Consider the following 19,096-nt stretch of genomic DNA (forward strand, 5'->3'; position numbering starts at 1 on the left):
CTTTCTTTGATAATACATCAAGCACTATTGCTGATCAATTCCAACGTACAATAACTGATTTAGAACTAACTACTTTTAAAGCGACAAATACTGTTAGATCAGAAAATAGGCCAGATGACTTTTTTAGCAACTATGTTTATAATTTCCCTGAATCGCTAACTCGTGATTTTGTCCAAATTCACTACACACCCGATGATAAAACATTGGATAATGTACCTTCATTTTTTAACAACATTTCTGAATCAAATACAGGAAATGAATACTATGTTGATTCTTACTTTACCAAAAAATGGCTAAAAAGTTTTAACCCAATTTTTGATATTAGTCAACAAAGAGATCGTACCCCACAGAAATATCAGTATTCCATTAGTCCTTATACTAATGTTTACCTTGGTGCCAATATTGCTCTTACTAGTCAAGAAAGTCTTTACAACTTTTATAAAAATATCTATCAAAATGAACAAGATTTTCAAAATCAAGGTCTCTACAATAGATTGATTTTAAATGATCTTGCTCAAAAGAGTGAAATTGAAGAGATTCCTTATGAAGCAGATGATGATTCTTCATTTATTGATACATTTTTAGCAAATACAAAATATAGTGAACAAGAAAAAGCAATTAAGGATAAGTTTGCTAGAGCAACAACCGAACTTTTAGCAAAAAAGAAAATTATTATTAATTCAATTCTTGGTGATTATGCCCAAGGCGCTACCAAAGTAGGCAACTATGATGGTAGTATTATTCAACCACTAATTGTCAACCCAACCAACTGGCGTAGTGGTTATATTAACAAAATTCAATTTTCTAACAATGGGTTTTTCAAAGATCGCTTCCAAAGAAAAGTTTTAGGTTGAGAACTCTATGATGATAATCGTAACCCTGTTGAAGATGAGAATATTTCCATCACTGATTTACAAGGTAAGCGTGTTACTAACCGGCCAGCAGCCTATTGGTACTACTTATTAAAATCTCAAGGGGTTGGTCAGCGCAATGTCTCAGGAATTTGAAGAAATGCTCAGCGCGATGAAGTTATCTTTTGAGGTTTTAACAAACTTGAAGATAATGAAAAAATTGCCTTTTTAACACTCGAAGATCCAGATAGCGGACAAAAATTTTATATCCCAGTTAATACCAAAGATACAAATAATTTATTTTACTTAAAACGCCAAGCTGATATTAGTAGTAAAGTAAGCCTCGCCGATGAAGGTTATGGTTCCTGAATGTCATCATGGGCAATCATTGGCGAGTTTAAAAATGCACTGATTCGTCCTGGAAAAGGTGGACAAAAACGCTTTCGCATCTACTTTAGTGACAAAAATAAAGAGGAGCTCAAAGGCCTTTTAAGCTTAGGAGATAAAAAATACGAAGCTGAAAACGGGAAAAATTTCACCGTTGCCCCAACTTATATTGAAAAAGAAGGAGATGAAAACTATCTTGTGGTTCGTACCCAATTTAGCACTTAGTTATGAAGAAAAAAATAATTAGTTCACTTATTTCTCTAGTGCCACTGGCAACTTTGGTATCTTGTGCTTCAGCAATTGAGGCTAACCGCAAGGAATTTGACTTCGGTGTTGCTGTTCCACAAATTAATACCCTCAATTATGTTACCAATAATTCATCACACAGTATAATTAATTCACTAGTAGAATCTTTTTTTAAACCAGGTCCTACCTCAAGTGAGAGTTATGGTGGTAAACTTAATTTACCATCTGCCACTGTTGCTACTTACCGTTCTAATCTTCCTTTAGATAGAATTGGTGATATTTTAGGCAAGGTTGATACTGTAGATTCAACAGGAAGATTTTTTACAATCACTGATACCCCTCTTGCATTAGGTACAGCAGCGCCGACAATTCCAGGAACTAGTAATTCAGTACGGGGAATTACCAATCCTAGTGGACAATTTTTAACTGTTACCCTTAGTTTGAACAAGGGAGCCTCAAAGTGATCAAATGGTGATGAGGTTGTTGCTCAAGATTTTATTGACTATATTTTATATGTTCTCAATATTTCCGTAGCATCGCCTAATTTAACTAAGACTATCAATAATATTAATATTAAAAATTCACAAGCTTTAGTTTCACTGCAACAAGACTATGTACAACGTTTTAGCAAAGTTTATAGCAATCCTTTTGGACAACGTAGATTTGTCAATGTTGATGGTAAAATTGTTGAAGATCAAAATCAGCAAGTTTTTGTCTCTGAAAACCCCGGTGATGAAGAATTTGTTGCTAATTTTAAAAAATTGCTTGCCAATTTTGGAATGTATACTGGAAGAGTTTTTGTTGAATATAGTAACAAAGAAATTATTGATCTAGTACAAAAAAACATAAGTTTAAACCCCAACTTTGACTACAAAAGCACCTCTTTTAAACAACTAATTGATAACAAAGAAGTTGAAACTAAGTTAACTCGTAATCCGTTTTTAGATCCGCATCAAGTTTTTATTGGCTCAAGTTTGACACCTAAATATAAATTCCTACCAGCAGATGACTATGATTTGCGGATTGAATTTGAAGACTATGCACCCAAAGTTTATTTTAGTTTGTATCGACAAGTTATTTTTCCCGAAATTTTATTACCAATAAATCGTAAGTTTGTTGAATACACAGTTGGTGGAATTCGTAATTTCGGTACTGATTTGAAAAACTTTATATGAAATGGACCTTTTGATATCTCGCAATTAGATTTAGGTCCACAAGGCTCACTAATTCTCTCAAAAAGAGATAGTTACTATTCAGCCGATAAAACAGTTCCTGAAAAAATTAAGGTCTTTTTTGCAGAAGATCCTGAATTGCTCTCTACTCTATTTGTTGATGGTTACATCGCCGAGACTAAAATTCCTGCAATTTATCAACAAAGATTTTGAGCAAATGAAAAAACTCGTCAATACATGCAAAAACAAGTTGGTTTTGGTACAATTGCTATCCAAATGAATCTTGACAATGTTACCCGCGGAAATTCTTATTTACAAGATGAAGACTTAAGAAAAGCTATTTATTATGCTATTAACCGTGTTGATTTATTAAAATTATATGGGCTAGATTCATCTTTTAGCCAAACCACCTGAACTAATTTTGGTTCCATTAAAACTAGTCGTAATTACCCACTTGCTAGCTTTTTTATAGATAAAAAATATTATTCTGAAAAAGTTGGTAGTGATGGCAAAAACATTGCTTTTAATTTGTTAGCTTTTGATTATACAGATCAATTATCCAAAGAATCTTGATTTGAATCAATTCAAAGAGTAGATAATTCTTACAATTTAGAAGTTGCTAATTTCTATTTAAATCGTTTTCGTGCTAAATATCCTAATCTAAATTCAGTTGATCTCAAATTTATTTATAAGGATAATAACTCAGAAAATGTGGCAACAGGACTCCAAGATATTCTAGCTCGTCACACAAATGGCTTTATTAAAATTGATCCTATTCGTCTTCCCGATGGTATTTATACACAAAGATTAATCACAGGTGAATTTGATCTAGCAATTCGCAATTTTGACTTTTTTAACATCGGTGGTGGGGAACCACACTCATATATTCGTGCTTTTTTTAACACCGATGATATTAGTCCCAAAGATAATAAGCTAACTGGTTTTGAAAACAATCCTACCGGTTCAATGACCTACTATAAATGGTGATCTTCACTTTCTAAACAACGCCAAGAAGAAATTCAAAAACGTTTAGATATTAATGATTTTGATATGCAAAAGTTTGTTGACCTTATTACTCGAAAAGTCAAAACTGATGAGCAAGGGCAAATAATCTATCAAAAGGTTTTTGGAAGTGTAGAAAGTAATCAAGCGCTTCAAGGTATTGATAAAAAAGAAATTTTAATTCCTGAATTTGCAGAAACTAATGAAGAATACAATGCTCGTATTAACGCTTTTTTTAACTCCAATTTTACAAATGAAGAGTTAAAACAAGGATGGAATCAAGAAAAAGTCTTTAATTTAATAGTAACTTTTGAAAAAATAATTCGTGAATTTGCTCCTGTTATTCCGGTAATGGAGGTTGATACTTTTTGAATAATTAATCGGATTCGTGCAGGAAGAAACAATTCCTTTCAATATGCTTTTGATGTTGAAAATATCAAAAAACCTAACATTTCACCAGAGGATGGTAAATAAGCTAAAAAATACTAATCTCCTTCATTTTATAGTATAATTTAGATTTGAATTATACAAATTGAAGGAGGTTTTTTTATGCAAAAACAGAAAAAATATTATTCAAGTTATCAAGAAGTTCCAGAAAGATATCGTTTTAATCTTGAACCTTTACTTGAAGGTAAAACTATTGATGAACAACTAGCAAAAATCAAAAAAATTACTGATAAATTGCTAGAACTTCGTGATAGCCAATTTGATAGCAAAGAACTTTTTTTAGAATACAAAAAACATGAAAACAAGTATTCTATTGCCATTGCCAAGCTTCATAACTATATTTCTAATAAATTAAGCACCAATGTTGTTGATACTGAAATGAACAGATATGATCAGAAATTATCATATCAAATCAATGAGTTTTATGCAAAATTGGGTGCAGTTACTAATCTTTTTTATAAAAAAATTGAGATCATCAAAACTTGAAAAGATGAGCCTGAAGTTGCTATTTATAAAAAAGAAATTGAAGCTGGAATTGAAGATTATAAACACAAATTAGATGATGGAGTTGAAGATTATCTTACCAAAGTTGCCTATGGACAAATTTCACCTTATGACAGCTTTGCTATTCTTTCAAATTCTGAAGTTTTCTTCCGTGAGCCTGAAACTCAAAAAGAATGAGATGATTTTGAAAAATCACAAGGTAAAAATCGTCCATTAGTCTACGTTGTCGACTCAAAAGGTAAAAAGCATATTTTAAATGATACAACTTATGTTGATTTACTTAAAAACAAAGATGAAGTTCTTCGGAAAAATGCTTATCAGAAGTATAATTTTATTTATTTAAAACATGCCGAGTTATTTGCTAATTTGTATTTATCTCATGTTAAGAATCTCTCAGCAGATGCCAAATCTCGTAATTTTGCCTCACTTACTGAATCTAGCATCTATCATGATCGCTTTAAAATTGAATTGTTGGAAAAATTGTTTAAATCCGTTCAAAAACATTCTTATTTATTTGAACGTTTTACAAAATTACAAGCTAAGTTTTTTAAGGCAAAATTTGGTAAAAAAATTAGCCGTTGAGACCGTCTATTAGAACTTGTTAATATCAAAGAATTTTACAGTATTGAAGATGCCCAAGATCTAGTTTTAAAAGCAGTAGCTCCACTAGGAGAAGAATACTACAATCAAATTAAAAAAGCTTTTGCTGATAATTGAGTTGACTACCACAATGTTCCAAATAAAAGATCTGGAGCATATTCAATTGGTAGCTCCTATGATATTGAACGTAAGTACATTCTAATGAATTTTGACTATACCATCAGTTCAGTTGACACCTTAGCACACGAGTTGGGTCACTCAATGCACTCATACTATTCAGATAAGCACCAAGATTTTACTAATTCACAGTACCCAATTATTCTAGCAGAAATCGCCTCTATTTTCAATGAATTAATGCTTAGTGATTATTTACTATCTAATTCCACAAGTGAGGAATTTAGCTTCTATATCCTAACTCAAATGATTCGCACCTTTGCAGCAACTGTTTACAATCAATGTTTATGAGCTGAATATGAACATGAAGTTTATAAAGCAGTCGATAGTGGAAGTCCAATTGGTGGCTATGATGACTTTAGCAAAATCTACCAAGATGTGCTTTCTCGCTATGAATCAAAACCCAGAACTGATATTTATCGCTTTAATGACTACCTCCGCGCAGTTAATGTACCACACTTCTACTATGGATTCTATGTTTATAAATATGCCCTAGGTTATATAGTAGCCAATGTTTTCTTCCAAAAATATAAATCAGAAGGTAAAAAAGCACTTGATGACTATATTAAAAAATTCTTATCAGCTGGTGCTTCTAAATGACCAATTGAATTATTAAAAGATGCTGGTGTTGATCTCGATGATGATAGAATCTATGAACAAGCTTTTGCAGTTCTTAAAGATCAAATCGACCAATATGAAAAAATTGGTAACCAAATTTTTAAAAACAAAAAATAATATTCTCTTAACTAAAATTTTAATATCAAAACATCCTAAAATCAGGATGTTTTTTTTTGCAACTTCTTGTTAATCTTTAGTTTTAGGTAACTTCTGTTTGTTCTTCTTGTTTAGTTTACCTTCTTTTGGTGTTGGGATTCTATAGGTTGCTCTGTTTGTAAAGGTGTTGGAGTTGCTACTTTTCCTTTTTAGTCTTTTTTTATACTCCTTGCAAATTTGTCACTTGAATTTGACTAGTAGACTTTTGTTCAATTATTTTTTTGTGGCAATGGTTGATGTTTGCAATCCAAGACCAATTATTGCAGACTACTTAAAAGTGAAGAAATTACAAATATTTTTTTCTTCATTTTTGTATTAAAATATATAAATTTAGTTTTTGTCTACCCAGTTTGTTGTATTGCTGTTAAAATTCAAGTTTAATAAAAAATCTCAAGATCTAAAAACTCGAGATTTTCTAAATTATCATTTAAATTACTAATTAGCTTTTTACTTAAAATTTAAGCACCTTCTGGAAATAGTAAAGTTTTGCTAAAATCTTTAAATTCGCCTTCATTTTCAGATAATTTTTTCAAGTTTTGCCGATATGATTTTTCTTGTTTGGGGAACAGTTTTTTATTTGTGCCATCAATTAAGTTGTGTCTTAATCCATAAGTATCAAAATCAGCTATTTGAACAAAAGGAGTATAACCACCTTTTCCACTAATATCTACACTGCTACCTTTTTCTTGAACAGCTGAATAAATACCAACTGGTAAACCATAATCGTTAATTACAAGTGAACCAGATGCTCCATAGTATAATCCACTATTTTCAATAAAGGTTGTAAAGCCAAAAGGTGAATAACTTCTTTTATTATTTAGAATATCATTTAGAACTAAACCATTACTAAAACTATCATTTGAAATTGCAAAAGGTTTGTTGTCCAAGTTTTTTGGGTAATTTCTCATTAAAAATTGTCGTCCATTAAGATTTGGGTAACCTAATACATAGAGTTTTGTTGTATTAGGAGATAAAATAGCAGATTCACTAATCCCCAATTCTTGTTTGTTGGTAATATCTTTTTGATAAATTGATGTATAGTCATAACTTATGTAGGGTATTCCTTGCCCATCATGATTTGGATAATTTTGTGCTCTAAACTTGGTGATGTCTTCTTGGATATCTTTTATTCCTTTTTCGATATGTTCTTTTAATAGTTGAAGATTTTCTTTGTTATTATCATTTTTTGAAATTAGCTGATCTAATTTAGCCAAGTTAACTTTTAGTCCAAAAACAGCAAAATCTTTACCAATTCCATTGTTTATTTTGTCACCACTTGGAGATGATATTGCTGTTTGCTTGAGTTGATTGTTTGTTTGATTATCAAAAATATTTAAAGCCACAAAGACAGTTTTTGGATTTTCAAAAACTCCTTCAATGTAGATTTCTTTTTTTCTTTTGTTTTCTTGTAGTGTTTTGTTGATAAAATATAAAGCAGTATTATTTTCACCTGGGTTTGAGTTATTATCAATTGCTTGGATATTGGCTTCTTTTTTTGGAACTCCAATAATAAAGCTATCTACTTTTTCATCCTTATTTGTATCAGTGAAATATTCAGGAAAAGTTTGCTTATATTTCGCATCCAAGGTATTAAAAGATCTAGCAAAAACATGGGCATTTGTTGCAATATACAACATCACTTCTGTTTTATTTTGATTGTAAGCAGCATCTAGTAATCAACCAGTTCCTGTTGGCTCATATGGAACAATATCATTTACGTCGTTTTCATCAGTTCGATCAATACTATTAAAAGCAATTGCAAAAGTTCTATTTTTTAATTTTTCATATGCCTGCTCATCTGTTAGTTTTGCCAGATTAGATACTAATTCTGGTTTTTGCTGTTCTCTCAAACGTCTAGCATTTTCAATCCCTCTTAATATATCATTTTGATTCAAGTTAGGAAAAGTTTGCTGTTCTGTTCTTTGGTCTTGATCATTTTTTGGCTTTGTTGTTTGTTGTTCTGTTCTTTGGTCTTGATCATTTTTTGGCTTTGTTGTTTGTTGTTTTTTAACAGGTGTTCTTACTTGTTCATTACCACAAGCTACTAAAATTGTTGCAGTACTTAAAGGGAGAATAGTTGAGCTAAAACCAATTAATAATTGTTTTCTAGACTCTCATCGTTTTTTAGTTTTTTTCATAGGTAAACATTCCTTAAATTAAAATAAAGGTTGCTTTTATTATATCAATAAAAATTGAATTTTTTACAACCTTTTTAATAATTAAACAAAAACAGTGGTTATTGGCACCTACTTTAGAGAATTTAATTTTGGGTAATCAAAAAAATTAATAAATGTTTTTTTTGATTAAATTGAAAATTTCCTCGATTTTTAGTTTAAAAATAAATTATTTTTTTCTTTGTTTTGCTTCTCGAGTGATTGAGCTATTCTTGGTTATAGAGAGGTTTTCGCTCATGTTTTGAAACTTTAGATCTTGTAGTTCTTGTTTTTGCTGCTTTTAGTTTTGCTGAGCCTTTTTGTCTAACCTAGCCTTCTCCTAAACTTGGACAAAAAAGCCAACACCTTAGTGTTAACTTTTTTGTCCAAGTTTATAATTTTGTCTTTATTTTTATAGGTTTTTTGAGCAAAAAATTTTTTAAAAAAATAAAAAAACTCAAATTCTAATATATTTGAGTTTTCAAAATTTGTTGAGAATAATTATTTGGATATTCCATTAATTTCACCAGGACGACTTAGTGTTTTTGATCCATCTTGGGTCACTAAAACAACATCTTCTATTCTAGCCCCGCCTAAACCTTCGATATAAATTCCTGGTTCGACTGTAATTACCATTCCTGGTTCTAAAATACTATCTGAAAAAAGTGATACTGTTGGCAATTCGTGAATATCAATACCTACACCATGACCTGTAGAGTGAACAAAGTATTGACCATAACCTTTACTAGCGATGTAATCACGACAAGCCTTATCAACTTCACTTACCTTAATTCCAGGTCTTACAGTTTGACGACCAATTTGGGCAGCTTCTCTAACTATTTGCAGTATTTCTAATTTTTTAGCATCTGGAGTGCTTGGTTTAAACATAAAAGTTCTTGTAATGTCTGCACAATAGCCTTCATAAAGAGAACCAAAATCAATTTTTAGCAAGTCATTTTCTTGAATAATTGATTTACCAGTGCGATAGTGTGGCATTGCCGAATTAGCTCCTGTAGCAATAATAGAGTCAAAAGATTCCTTATCTGCACCTAATTTTTTCATTTGTGCATTTAAAATAATATCTAAATCTTTTTCAAGCATTCCAGGTTTGATTTGCTCAAGTGTAAATTCGAGTCCTTTTAGTGAAATATCAACTGCGGATTGAATTTTAGCTATTTCAGCATCTGATTTTAAAATTCGAAATTGTTGAGCTTGTAAGTAAACAAATTTAGCTTCAGGATATCATTGTTTTACTCTTTCAAATTCACCAACAGTGATATATTCTTGTTCAATTCCAATAGTTTTAAATTTGTGATCTTTAATAAATTGGTGTAGATTTTCTTTGTTTAATAAGTATACTTTAGAATTTTGTGCTGATTTTTGAGCAGCTTCGATATATCTTCCATCAACAAAAAGGTGGTTTTCATCTTTTTCGATGAACATAATTCCATCAGTAGTGCTAATTTGTGTAATTCATAATCTAGTTTGCTGTGATAATGAAATTATTACATCTAAATTATGATCACTAAAAGCTTTATCTAAATATTTCCTGTTCATTTTATTTTTTTTCTTTGTGTGTTGTGTGTTTGTTACATTTAGAGCAGTGTTTTGACATCTCTAATTTTTCAGGGGTATTTTTTTTATTTTTTTTACTAATGTAGTTTTCCATTTTACAGTCAGTACATCTTAAAATTAAACCTTCTCTTGGCATGATTCTCCTTTGAGTTAAATATTGTTTCTAGGCTATAAAATTATACTATATTTTTTTTAATTTTTATATGCAAGTGTTTGACTTTTTTTGAATTAAAAAATAAAAAAAGTCAAAAAGTCTTCAAAAATGAACAACTTTTAATTACAATTTAGCCAATTATCTTCATCAGTGAGCATTCAAAATATGTTTTTGATTGCTCCTACAAATTTGACTAAATTTAATTTAGAGAGTCTATTTAATGACTTTTTTGAAAGTTGAAATGCTTTTTTAGTTTTTCAACTATCACTTTAGTTGAATTTCTTCTTTTTGTACTATTTTATAGACAGTGCGGTCAAACATAGTAGATCTTTATCATATTAAATCATATGTAAAATTTTGTTGAAATTTTTTCAAACCAAATTAGAACATATTAATGTCTAAACATAGAAGTAAATATTTTTTAAATAATAACTTATCCATTTTGCTATCACTGCTTTTGAAATAATCAAGTTAAGTTTAAATTATTATCCAAATCAAAAATATCAATGTAATAAAAACATTTTAATTTGCTTTTTTCATTTTAAAGTAATAACTTTTTACCTTACTAGTTAAGCTGAAAAATTTTACAAATTTACCTTTAACTCAAGAATGCTTTAAAAAAGAAGTCTTTTTAAACAATTTACTAATTATATAAGCAAAAAACTTCAAATAGTAAGTCTAACAACTTGCTTTTTGAAGTTTTTTTTAATCTTTTTTAATCATTTTTGCTGCGATATAGAAAGTCTTTAATTGCCATAATTACTCCTTGTTGGTTGCAAGCAGAAGTGTGAAGTTTGGCAATTTTTTTAATTAGTGGTTTGGCATTTGCCATTGCGTAAGAATATGGAGTGGCTTCCAACATTTCAATGTCGTTTTCGCTATCGCCGACTGTCATTACCTTATCAACATCAATTGCAAAATGTTTGCAAACATGGGCTAAAGCAACTCCTTTGGAGCCCCCAGGAGGACTAATTTCAATGTTGACTCCTTTGACACGAACTGCTTTTAGTTTAGGATTATCTTTGATTAATTGGTATATTAGATCAAGTTTTTCTTCACCAAACAATTCCATTTTAATAATGTTTTCTTGTACAGAATCGGTAAAAATTACTTCATTTGTGTCTAAAAGTGGGTAGTTATAGCTATTTTGGTATTCTGCTTTTGGATTAAAAGAGAAAAAATTTTTGGAATTTCAGAAGTTGCATTGCAAATCATATTTTTTGGCAAGATCAAGTAAAAATTGCTGGCTCTGATAATCAAAAACACCACTAATAATTGTATGTTTGTCTTCTTTTAAGTCACTAAAAAGACCACCATTAGAAGTAATGACATATCTTAGGTCTAAATCAACCGCTATTTTTCTTATGCGCGAAGCTAGGCTATTACCAGTGTTTAAAATGACAATGACATCATCTTTTTGTATTTTTCTAATGTAATCAATTGTCTCTTTGTCGAGTTTAAAATCTTTACAATATAGAGTTCCATCTATATCACTAAAAACTATTTTTTTCTTTTTCATTTCTATAATTATATAATCAAAAAAATAAAAAAATAATTTTTAGACAATGATTTTTTAACCCATTTATTCTTAGACTTCTCTTAGCTAATTTTGAAAATTTACTAAGTTTGAGATGATGAATTTGTAAGCTCAAATTTGATGATAAAAAGGTAATTAAAATTAAAAAAATAATTGAGTTATCTGGTTCAAATTAGTTTCAAAAAAACAAGAAAATAATTCAATTTATTGACTAAACAAATTTGATTTTCAAGCAAGAAAAATGTTTGTTTAAAGACGAAAAAATATTGACTAATATACAAGATTTAAGTGAGCATTTTTTGAAAAAAACCATCAAAAATAATTTAGTTATTTATCATTTAATAAGTGTTTTTGAGTCCTATTTTTTGTTTAATTTTTTTTAATTTTATTTAACCTGAAAAAAGGGGTATTTTTTACCTACTTGCTAAAATTAGCAAGTAAAATTATTACTATATAATAGTAATAAAAGTCAAAAAAAATGCCAAATTTGCTAAATTTAGCAAGTCACTTGCTAGAACTTGCTATTTTTTACAAACTATAAGTTTGTAAGGTTTACTTTTTCGTCAGAAAAAAGTAGGTAAGCCGGCTTCTTTAAATAATTAGGAAAAACTTTTTTTGCACTGAAAAATTTTGTGCTATAATTGAGTACTAAATCGAACAAATACAAAAGTGTCCTTGGCTAAAATTGTTAGCCCAAAGTCCATAAGGAGAAGAAATGCCAAAATACGAAATAATGACAATTTTGGATCCAAAATCTGATATAAGTGTTATAAAGAAAATTGCTGATTCAGTTTTTGGTTCCTCAAATATAGAGAAAATTGAAAAGCTTGACAAAACAGATCTAGCATATGAAATTAAAAAATCTAAAACAGGTCTTTTTATTCTGATGTTTGTTAATTCTGAAGCAAATCTAGTTAATGAATTTGTTAGAAGATCAAATATTGAAAAAGCAATTTGAAGATTTTTGATCATCAATTTAGATACTGAAAAAGGTTACAATAAAACACCAAAACCAAAACCTGAAAAACCAAAATTCTTTAGCCCTCATAATCGCAAAGATTACAAGAGTGGTGACAAAGGAACAAAATCTACCTTTAAAAAGATTTCTTCTAAAAAAAATGAAGACAATAATGCAAATGTTGAAATAGCAAAATAAGTAAAATATGAATAAAGTTATTTTAGTTGGCCGTGTTACTTCAATAATCCAACTTAACTATACTAAATCAAACATTGCATATACTCGTTTTTCACTAGCTATCGATCGTCGACGTTATAATTTAGATTCTGAACCGATCACAGATTATATTCCAGTGGTTGCTTGAAGACAAAGTGCTATTGGTTTGGAAAAATTAGTGACAAAAGGTAGTCTTCTTCTTGTTGAGGGTAGTTTAAATACTAATCGTTTTCAAAATAATGAAGGAATAACTGTAAATTCTTTTGAAATATCCTTGGAGCAATTCGAAATTCTTGAGACTAAGGAACAATTTGAAAAACGCAAACAAAATCTAGGAATAGCAATCAATAATATGCAACCAACTTTTGTTGAAACACCTATTGTTAACAATCAAAATACCTACAAACAAGAAAACCAGACTAGCGAGCAACTTGATGACGATGATATTTTAGCTGATTGAGATCTTGGTGAAATTTAAAATATTATTATGATAAAGGAAAATAATGTCAAAAAAACAAAAAAAGAAATTTAAAAAAAAACCTTGCCAGTTTTGTGAAGCAAATTTACTTTATATCGATTATAAAAACACAGAACTTCTTAAAAAATCAATTAATGTTTTTGGAAAAATCCAACCTTCTAGAGTTTCAGGGTCTTGCGCTAAACACCAAAGAAAATTAGCACAAGCTGTTAAAAGAGCTCGAATGATTGCTCTACTTCCATTCATCGGTGAGCGTGTAAGAAGTGGTGGAGAAAAAGTTAAAGCTTAATGAGAAAAGGGATTTCTTTTAATCAGAAATCCTTTTTTATCAAATTAATTATGTCATTAAAAGCTGGAATTGTCGGTTTACCAAACGTAGGTAAATCATCTTTATTCGCCGCGCTAACAAATTCTACCGTTGAAATTGCCAACTATCCTTTTGCAACAATTGAGCCTAATACCGCCATTGTTGAAATCAAGGATCCAAGATTAATTGAAATATCACGTATTGTTAAACCTGAAAAAATAATTTTTTCAACTTTTACATTTGTTGATATTGCAGGACTGATTGAAGGAGCATCTAAAGGTGAAGGTTTGGGTAATAAATTTTTAAACAATATTAGAGATGTCGATTGTATTGTTCAGGTTGTCCGCTGTTTTGAAGATGAAAAAATTATTCATGTTAATAACAAAATAAGTCCAAAAGATGATATTGAAACTATTAATTATGAGCTAATTTTATCAGACTTAGCAATAATTGATAATGTGCTAAAAAGAGTTTCGCGCCGAGCTCAAAATACAGGTGATAAAAATCTAAAAATCGAGTATAATTTAGCTACCAAATTAGAAGCTCATCTTAAACAAGGTTTGCCTGCTAGAGATCTAGACTATAGTGATGAAGAATTAAAAATTTTGTCTTCTTGACAACTTTTGTCACAAAAACCAATGTTATATGTAGGAAATGTTGATCAAAAAAGTTTGCTCAATCTAGATAAAAATAGTTATTGGCTAGAACTTGTTGAAATTGCCAAATCACAAAATACCCAAGCAATTGTAATATGTGCGGCGCTTGAGCAAGAAATTGCACAATTAGATGAAGAGGATAAAAAAATTTTTTTATCTGAGTATAATCTCAAAAACTCAAGTCTAGATTCACTAATTTATAGTTCTTTTAAATTATTAAATTTATCTACTTTTTTTACAGCTGGTGTAAAAGAAGTGCGATCATGAACTTATAAAACCAATTCACTTGCACCACAATGTGGAGCAGTAATTCATAGTGATTTTGAGAAAAAATTTATTCGCGTTGAAGTTATTTCATACAAGGATTTTATTGAATTAGGCGGTGAAAAAAACGCACGTGATCAAGGTAAACAAAAAATAGAGGGTAAAAATTATATTGTTCAAGATGGTGATGTTTGTCATTTTAGAATTGGGCAGTAAAAAAGATTACTTTCTATTATAAATAGATATTGTATAATTGTTTACATATCTATTTGTTGGGGGTTTAGTATAATGGCAGTACCACAGACTCCAAACCTGTTAGTGAAGGTTCGAATCCTTTAACCCCCGCCATTTAAATGTATAATGATAAGCATAATTTTTATGCTTTTTTTATTTTTATTGAGAATATATAAATGTAAAATTTATATATTTAATAAAGGTTTAGATATGAAAATTAGGCATCATATAGAAGTTAACAAATTTAATTCTTGTATTTCTTTAGTTTCAGAATCTGAAATTCATTTATTATCCTTAGTTGCAGCTTTTGCTTTAAATTTGAAATCAAGAGAGGATAAAAACACAAAGATTTTATTTTCTAGCAATCTAGAAACTAATAATTTAAATATTAAAATTAATTCAATTTTTGATAATTATAATTATCAAACCTTTTTTGGGCAACTATCACACAAAAAAGTGATTAAATTGGATGATTTTCTTTTGTCAATGTTATGCTTTAATAAAAATATTGAATTTGATTACTATATTTTTGTCGAAAAAATATACACAAAACAATGAAAATTATTTATTTGAAATAAAGAAGCTAAACCTTTAGATGTTAAAATATTAGAGCAAATAGTCAAAAATTATTTAGAAAATTCAGATATAAAATTTAAAACTATATCCAAATTAAACATATACAATCTTGACATAGTGAATATTTTGAAAACAAGCTACTTATTTAAAGCTGGTGATAGAAAAAATAGCAAATTAATAGTTTTTAATGATAGCTATTCCACTAGTTATATACCTTATTTTTTAAAAAATATTGGCTATGATATAAAGTTTAAATATGATCAAAAAAAATACTGAAAAACCAGTTTAGAGTTTTTCTTTAGTAAAAGAAATATCAATGCTGCAATTGATGTGAAAAATCAATTTTTACTTGTAAAGATAGGTAGAAAATTTCAAATAATTAATAATCTAGATGCACTTCTTTTAATTATTTATTATTGACTTTTTGTCGTAAATTTAAATAAAAATATAGTTATTGTCTCACCAATAAACTTGAATTATTTAAGCCAGCTTAACTCTAGGATTTTATATAGTCCGAAATTTCCAATAATTTTTGACTTTGAAAAATTTGTATTCTTATTTGTAACTGCAGATTTAAAAATTAACTTTTTCCCTCATTCTAATGTAGAATCAAATAATTTTGATCTTTTTGGAATTATTTTCCTTGAAGTTTTAAATTATTATAATTCCCAACAAAAAAGTTATTTAGAAATGGTGAAAATAATTTCAAGACTTACTCATTTTTTAGATAATGAATTGATAACGTTTAACTCTAATAAGCCAATTAAGGAAATTATTTACTATCTAACGAAAATGAAAGAAATTAAAGAAGTTGTGAATAATCAGGATTTTTATAACAACAAAGAAATATTGGCTACCTTTGAGTATCATAATAGTGAAAATCAGTTGTTTTTATTGTATAATAAAGAGTTAGATAAATATTATATTCGCTATTTTTTTGGTAATGCAACTTTGAAAGAAACGAAAAAGATAGTTAAAAAAATTAAGAAAGTGATTAAATAATGACAACCAAATTCGCCAATAAAGAATACAAATTAACAACTCCTTTAATTCAAAAAGGTCAAATATTAAATTTTGAAGTAACAAATACAAAGTTTGAAACCATTAAATTAAACAAATTTTCTAAAAAAACTGTTATATCTGTTTTTCCTTCTATTAATACTTCAGTTTGTGATGAACAAACTATAATGATAAATACGATTGCTAAAAAATATCCAAATGTAGATTTTATCAGCATTTCTCTTGATTTGCCAACTGCAATTGCACAATGATTAAATATCAATCATTCTGAAAATATTACAATGTATTCAGATTATAAATATCGTGACTTTGGCCAAAAAACAGGTTTTCTAATTGATGAAATATTCTTACTTAATCGTGGCTTTATTATTGTAGACCATGATGGAAAAGTCATCGTTGTTGAAGCTAACACCAATGTGCATGATCAAATTAATTTTGAAAAATTAGAACAATATTTACAATAAGAAAATCAACAAAAAAAGCAGAGAATATCTGCTTTTTTTGTTGATTTTTATATATCAATTTTTATGTTTGGGAATTTAAATTCATCAGGCATTTCGGTTTTAAAATTCATTAATCTACCATCTAAGTGTTTGAAGGTAATTTCATAAGCGTGAAGCCTTTGACCTAAGTCATCAATTTTTTTTCCATAAACAGGATCGCCATAAATTGGGTAACCAATATGCGATAAGTGAACTCTGATCTGGTGAGTTCTGCCAGTTTCGAGAATGCATTTTACGATGCTAAAGTGTTCGTTTTTGTAGACAAAAGTATTTATTAACTCAACATTTGTAATAGCATTTTTTGAATTAAAACTAGAGACTACCTTCTTTGTTCGATTTTGATTATCTCTGCCAATAGGAAGGTTAATTCTCATTTTAGTGTGTGGTATTTTTCCTACTACAATGGCAATATATTTACGCTCAATTTCATGGTTTTCTAATTGTTTAGCAAGATATTTATGCGCCTGATTATTTTTTGCAACTAACAATAATCCACTTGTGTCTTTATCAAGGCGGTGGACTATTCCAGGTCTAATTTCACCATTTACATCTGATAAATTAGTAGCAAATTCATGCAAAAGTCCATTAACTAGTGTTTTATCTCAATTACCATTACCAGGGTGAACTACTAAATTTTTGGGTTTATTAATGACAATTATATCATTATCTTGATATACAATTTCAAAATCTACTTTTTGTGCTTCTACCTTTAGTTGTGGTTCTTGATAGTTGTTTAAAATCGAAATAAATTGACCTTCTCTTAAAAGAAAATTCACTTTATTAACAACCTTGTTATCAACTTTTACGCTGTTAGCTTCAATAAGGTAGCGAGAAATTTTTCTTGAAACATTTAAGTGCTTGGCAACTACCAAATCTATTCTTGTTTTTTCGCCTTGATATATTAGTTCAATCTTATTGGGTGTGTGCATAAATAGTTCACAATTCTTTGTGATAATAAAGTACTAATTCGTCAATTAAAGGTGTTACAAAAAAATGTTGCTCACTATCACTAGTTTGAATTTTTTTACAAATTTTTAAGATAAGTTCTATTTGATAACCTAAGCTTATTCAAACTTTGTCTTCATGCCAGTGCATAGAATTATAAAAGTCTAAATCAGAATAAACTTTGGTTTCTTGTAGATTAAGTGCAATTCCACCTAACATAACAATTTTTTCAGCCACTTCATCAATAAAATCTAAAGTTTGAGCTGCCAATTTATCGGTGTACTTGTGAATAATTAAAAAATTTTTACCCTTTAAATTTCAGTGAATATTTTTTACGTTTGCATAAAAAGTAGTTAGTGAAGCATGCAAATTTTGTAAATTTTTATTTAAAGCATTCATGATAGCAACCTTTCTATGTTTTGATTGAAAATAAAAGAGCAATATAGTATTGCTCTTTTAAATTATTGTTTATTTTTCTTAGCTTTTGCAGCCATACGGTTAAATCTTTCAATTCTACCGGTGGTTCTAGCTAATGAACGATCACCAGTAAATTGAGGGTGGCAACCTGAACAAACGTCTATAGAGAATTTATCAATAGTAGTTTTGAAGTTAAATTCTTTGTTACAAGTTGAGCAACTAACTTGTAATTCTCTACTTTCTGGGTGTAAATCTTTTTTCATATCCGATGCCTTTCAAATTCTACGTTTAACCATAAAATTATAACATAGTTTTTAAAATTTTTATTAAAATATTCTTGCTAATTCTTTGATTTCTTTACTATTTTCTTCTAATATTTCACTAATACTTTTAGTGTTGTAAGGAGCTACTTTGGTTCCAGCTAAAATAAAAGGTTTGTTTTTAATTTCAGCTCCTATTCATTTAAATGTTTGATAAATTAAATTAGTATGATCACCAAAAGGATATCAACCTAGAGGAGCGCCTTGTGATGTAATAATTTGGATATTTTTTATATTATTAACCAATCCGTAAGCTTCTACTGAATCTTTATCATATTTAAATGTTTTCCCACTTACAATAATTGTATCAAAAAAGTTTTTGGTGGTAGCTGAATAGTGGAAATTTGTCATTGATGTAGAAAAAACTATTTTATCTGATTGTTTAATTTTATCAATTCAAAAATCAGATTTATTTTTTTCAAAAAAACTATGATCTAACAAATTATTTTTATTTAATGAGTTATTGGCAACTTCAAAATCATTTAAATCGAATACTTCGATGTTATGATCAGGGTGAAATTCCTTGTAAAATTTGACAAATAAGTCAGATATTGCTGAGCTAAATGAGCCCTTTTTTTCGTTTACAGATGATTTAATTACTAAAATATTCATATTGTCCTCCTAAA

General features: G+C 28.8%; 16 protein-coding genes and 1 tRNA gene. 9 read left to right on the forward strand and 8 right to left on the reverse strand.

Features of this window, described 5'->3' with window-relative positions; translation table 4 throughout:
• Positions 1-1,465 precede the first annotated feature (1,465 nt).
• Together MCJ_RS02090 and pepF are read left to right on the forward strand one after the other, a co-directional pair.
• Entirely contained in the window at positions 1,466-4,132 is a 2,667-nt protein-coding gene (locus MCJ_RS02090) for an ABC transporter substrate-binding protein (RefSeq protein WP_012751644.1), read from the forward strand.
• Between the two features lie 75 nt (positions 4,133-4,207).
• Entirely contained in the window at positions 4,208-6,118 is a 1,911-nt protein-coding gene (pepF, locus tag MCJ_RS02095; protein WP_012751645.1) for an oligoendopeptidase F, read from the forward strand.
• A 497-nt stretch (positions 6,119-6,615) separates the two neighbouring features.
• Here the strand turns inward: pepF and MCJ_RS02100 are convergent, their stop codons facing one another.
• The 4 genes from MCJ_RS02100 to MCJ_RS02115 form a co-directional block, all read right to left on the reverse strand.
• On the reverse strand, positions 6,616-8,295 hold the full coding sequence (locus MCJ_RS02100) for an MIP family Ig-specific serine endopeptidase (protein WP_012751648.1): 1,680 nt from the start codon (positions 8,293-8,295) through the stop codon (positions 6,616-6,618).
• Between the two features lie 516 nt (positions 8,296-8,811).
• Positions 8,812-9,867 carry an aminopeptidase P family protein gene (locus tag MCJ_RS02105; protein WP_012751649.1) on the reverse strand — a complete coding sequence of 352 codons (1,056 nt, stop codon included), beginning with the start codon at positions 9,865-9,867 and terminating at the stop codon, positions 8,812-8,814.
• Between the two features lies 1 nt (position 9,868).
• Positions 9,869-10,021, reverse strand: coding sequence for a 50S ribosomal protein L33 (rpmG, locus tag MCJ_RS02110; protein ID WP_041594521.1), 153 nt, complete (start codon positions 10,019-10,021; stop codon positions 9,869-9,871).
• A gap of 733 nt (positions 10,022-10,754) precedes the next feature.
• On the reverse strand, positions 10,755-11,558 hold the full coding sequence (locus MCJ_RS02115) for a Cof-type HAD-IIB family hydrolase (protein ID WP_012751651.1): 804 nt from the start codon (positions 11,556-11,558) through the stop codon (positions 10,755-10,757).
• 733 nt (positions 11,559-12,291) lie between these two features.
• Here MCJ_RS02115 and rpsF point away from each other — a divergent pair.
• From rpsF to MCJ_RS02150, 7 genes are all read left to right on the forward strand, one after another.
• The gene (rpsF, locus tag MCJ_RS02120; protein ID WP_012751653.1) at positions 12,292-12,732 is read left to right on the forward strand and encodes a 30S ribosomal protein S6; all 441 of its coding nucleotides are present in this window, start codon (positions 12,292-12,294) and stop codon (positions 12,730-12,732) included.
• A gap of 7 nt (positions 12,733-12,739) precedes the next feature.
• Positions 12,740-13,228: a single-stranded DNA-binding protein gene (locus tag MCJ_RS02125; RefSeq protein WP_012751654.1), complete on the forward strand. Its 489-nt coding sequence runs from the start codon at positions 12,740-12,742 to the stop codon at positions 13,226-13,228.
• 25 nt (positions 13,229-13,253) lie between these two features.
• Positions 13,254-13,517 (forward strand): 30S ribosomal protein S18, encoded by a 264-nt coding sequence (rpsR, locus tag MCJ_RS02130; protein WP_012751655.1) that lies wholly within the window; start codon positions 13,254-13,256, stop codon positions 13,515-13,517.
• A 50-nt stretch (positions 13,518-13,567) separates the two neighbouring features.
• The gene (gene ychF / locus MCJ_RS02135) at positions 13,568-14,671 is read left to right on the forward strand and encodes a redox-regulated ATPase YchF (RefSeq protein ID WP_041594608.1); all 1,104 of its coding nucleotides are present in this window, start codon (positions 13,568-13,570) and stop codon (positions 14,669-14,671) included.
• 58 nt (positions 14,672-14,729) lie between these two features.
• A tRNA-Trp gene (locus MCJ_RS02140) sits at positions 14,730-14,803 on the forward strand.
• Between the two features lie 96 nt (positions 14,804-14,899).
• A complete protein-coding gene (locus MCJ_RS02145; protein ID WP_012751657.1) occupies positions 14,900-16,267 on the forward strand; it encodes a hypothetical protein in 1,368 nt (455 codons plus the stop codon).
• Positions 16,267-16,749: a peroxiredoxin gene (locus tag MCJ_RS02150; RefSeq protein ID WP_012751658.1), complete on the forward strand. Its 483-nt coding sequence runs from the start codon at positions 16,267-16,269 to the stop codon at positions 16,747-16,749. The genes MCJ_RS02145 and MCJ_RS02150 overlap by 1 nt, the downstream gene beginning before the upstream one ends.
• Positions 16,750-16,796: 47 nt before the next feature.
• On the opposite strand, the gene MCJ_RS02155 is transcribed toward MCJ_RS02150, so the two are convergent.
• The 4 genes from MCJ_RS02155 to MCJ_RS02170 form a co-directional block, all read right to left on the reverse strand.
• On the reverse strand, positions 16,797-17,717 hold the full coding sequence (locus MCJ_RS02155; protein WP_012751659.1) for an RluA family pseudouridine synthase: 921 nt from the start codon (positions 17,715-17,717) through the stop codon (positions 16,797-16,799).
• On the reverse strand, positions 17,701-18,132 hold the full coding sequence (locus MCJ_RS02160) for a Dps family protein (RefSeq protein WP_012751660.1): 432 nt from the start codon (positions 18,130-18,132) through the stop codon (positions 17,701-17,703). Before MCJ_RS02160 ends, MCJ_RS02155 begins: the two co-directional genes overlap by 17 nt.
• Before the next feature lie 62 nt (positions 18,133-18,194).
• Positions 18,195-18,413 carry a 50S ribosomal protein L31 gene (rpmE, locus tag MCJ_RS02165; RefSeq protein ID WP_012751661.1) on the reverse strand — a complete coding sequence of 73 codons (219 nt, stop codon included), beginning with the start codon at positions 18,411-18,413 and terminating at the stop codon, positions 18,195-18,197.
• A 63-nt stretch (positions 18,414-18,476) separates the two neighbouring features.
• Positions 18,477-19,082 (reverse strand): FMN-dependent NADH-azoreductase, encoded by a 606-nt coding sequence (locus tag MCJ_RS02170; RefSeq protein WP_012751662.1) that lies wholly within the window; start codon positions 19,080-19,082, stop codon positions 18,477-18,479.
• Positions 19,083-19,096 lie beyond the last annotated feature (14 nt).

This window comes from Mesomycoplasma conjunctivae, assembly GCF_000026765.1.
GTDB classification, from domain to species: domain Bacteria; phylum Bacillota_I; class Bacilli_A; order Mycoplasmatales; family Metamycoplasmataceae; genus Mesomycoplasma; species Mesomycoplasma conjunctivae.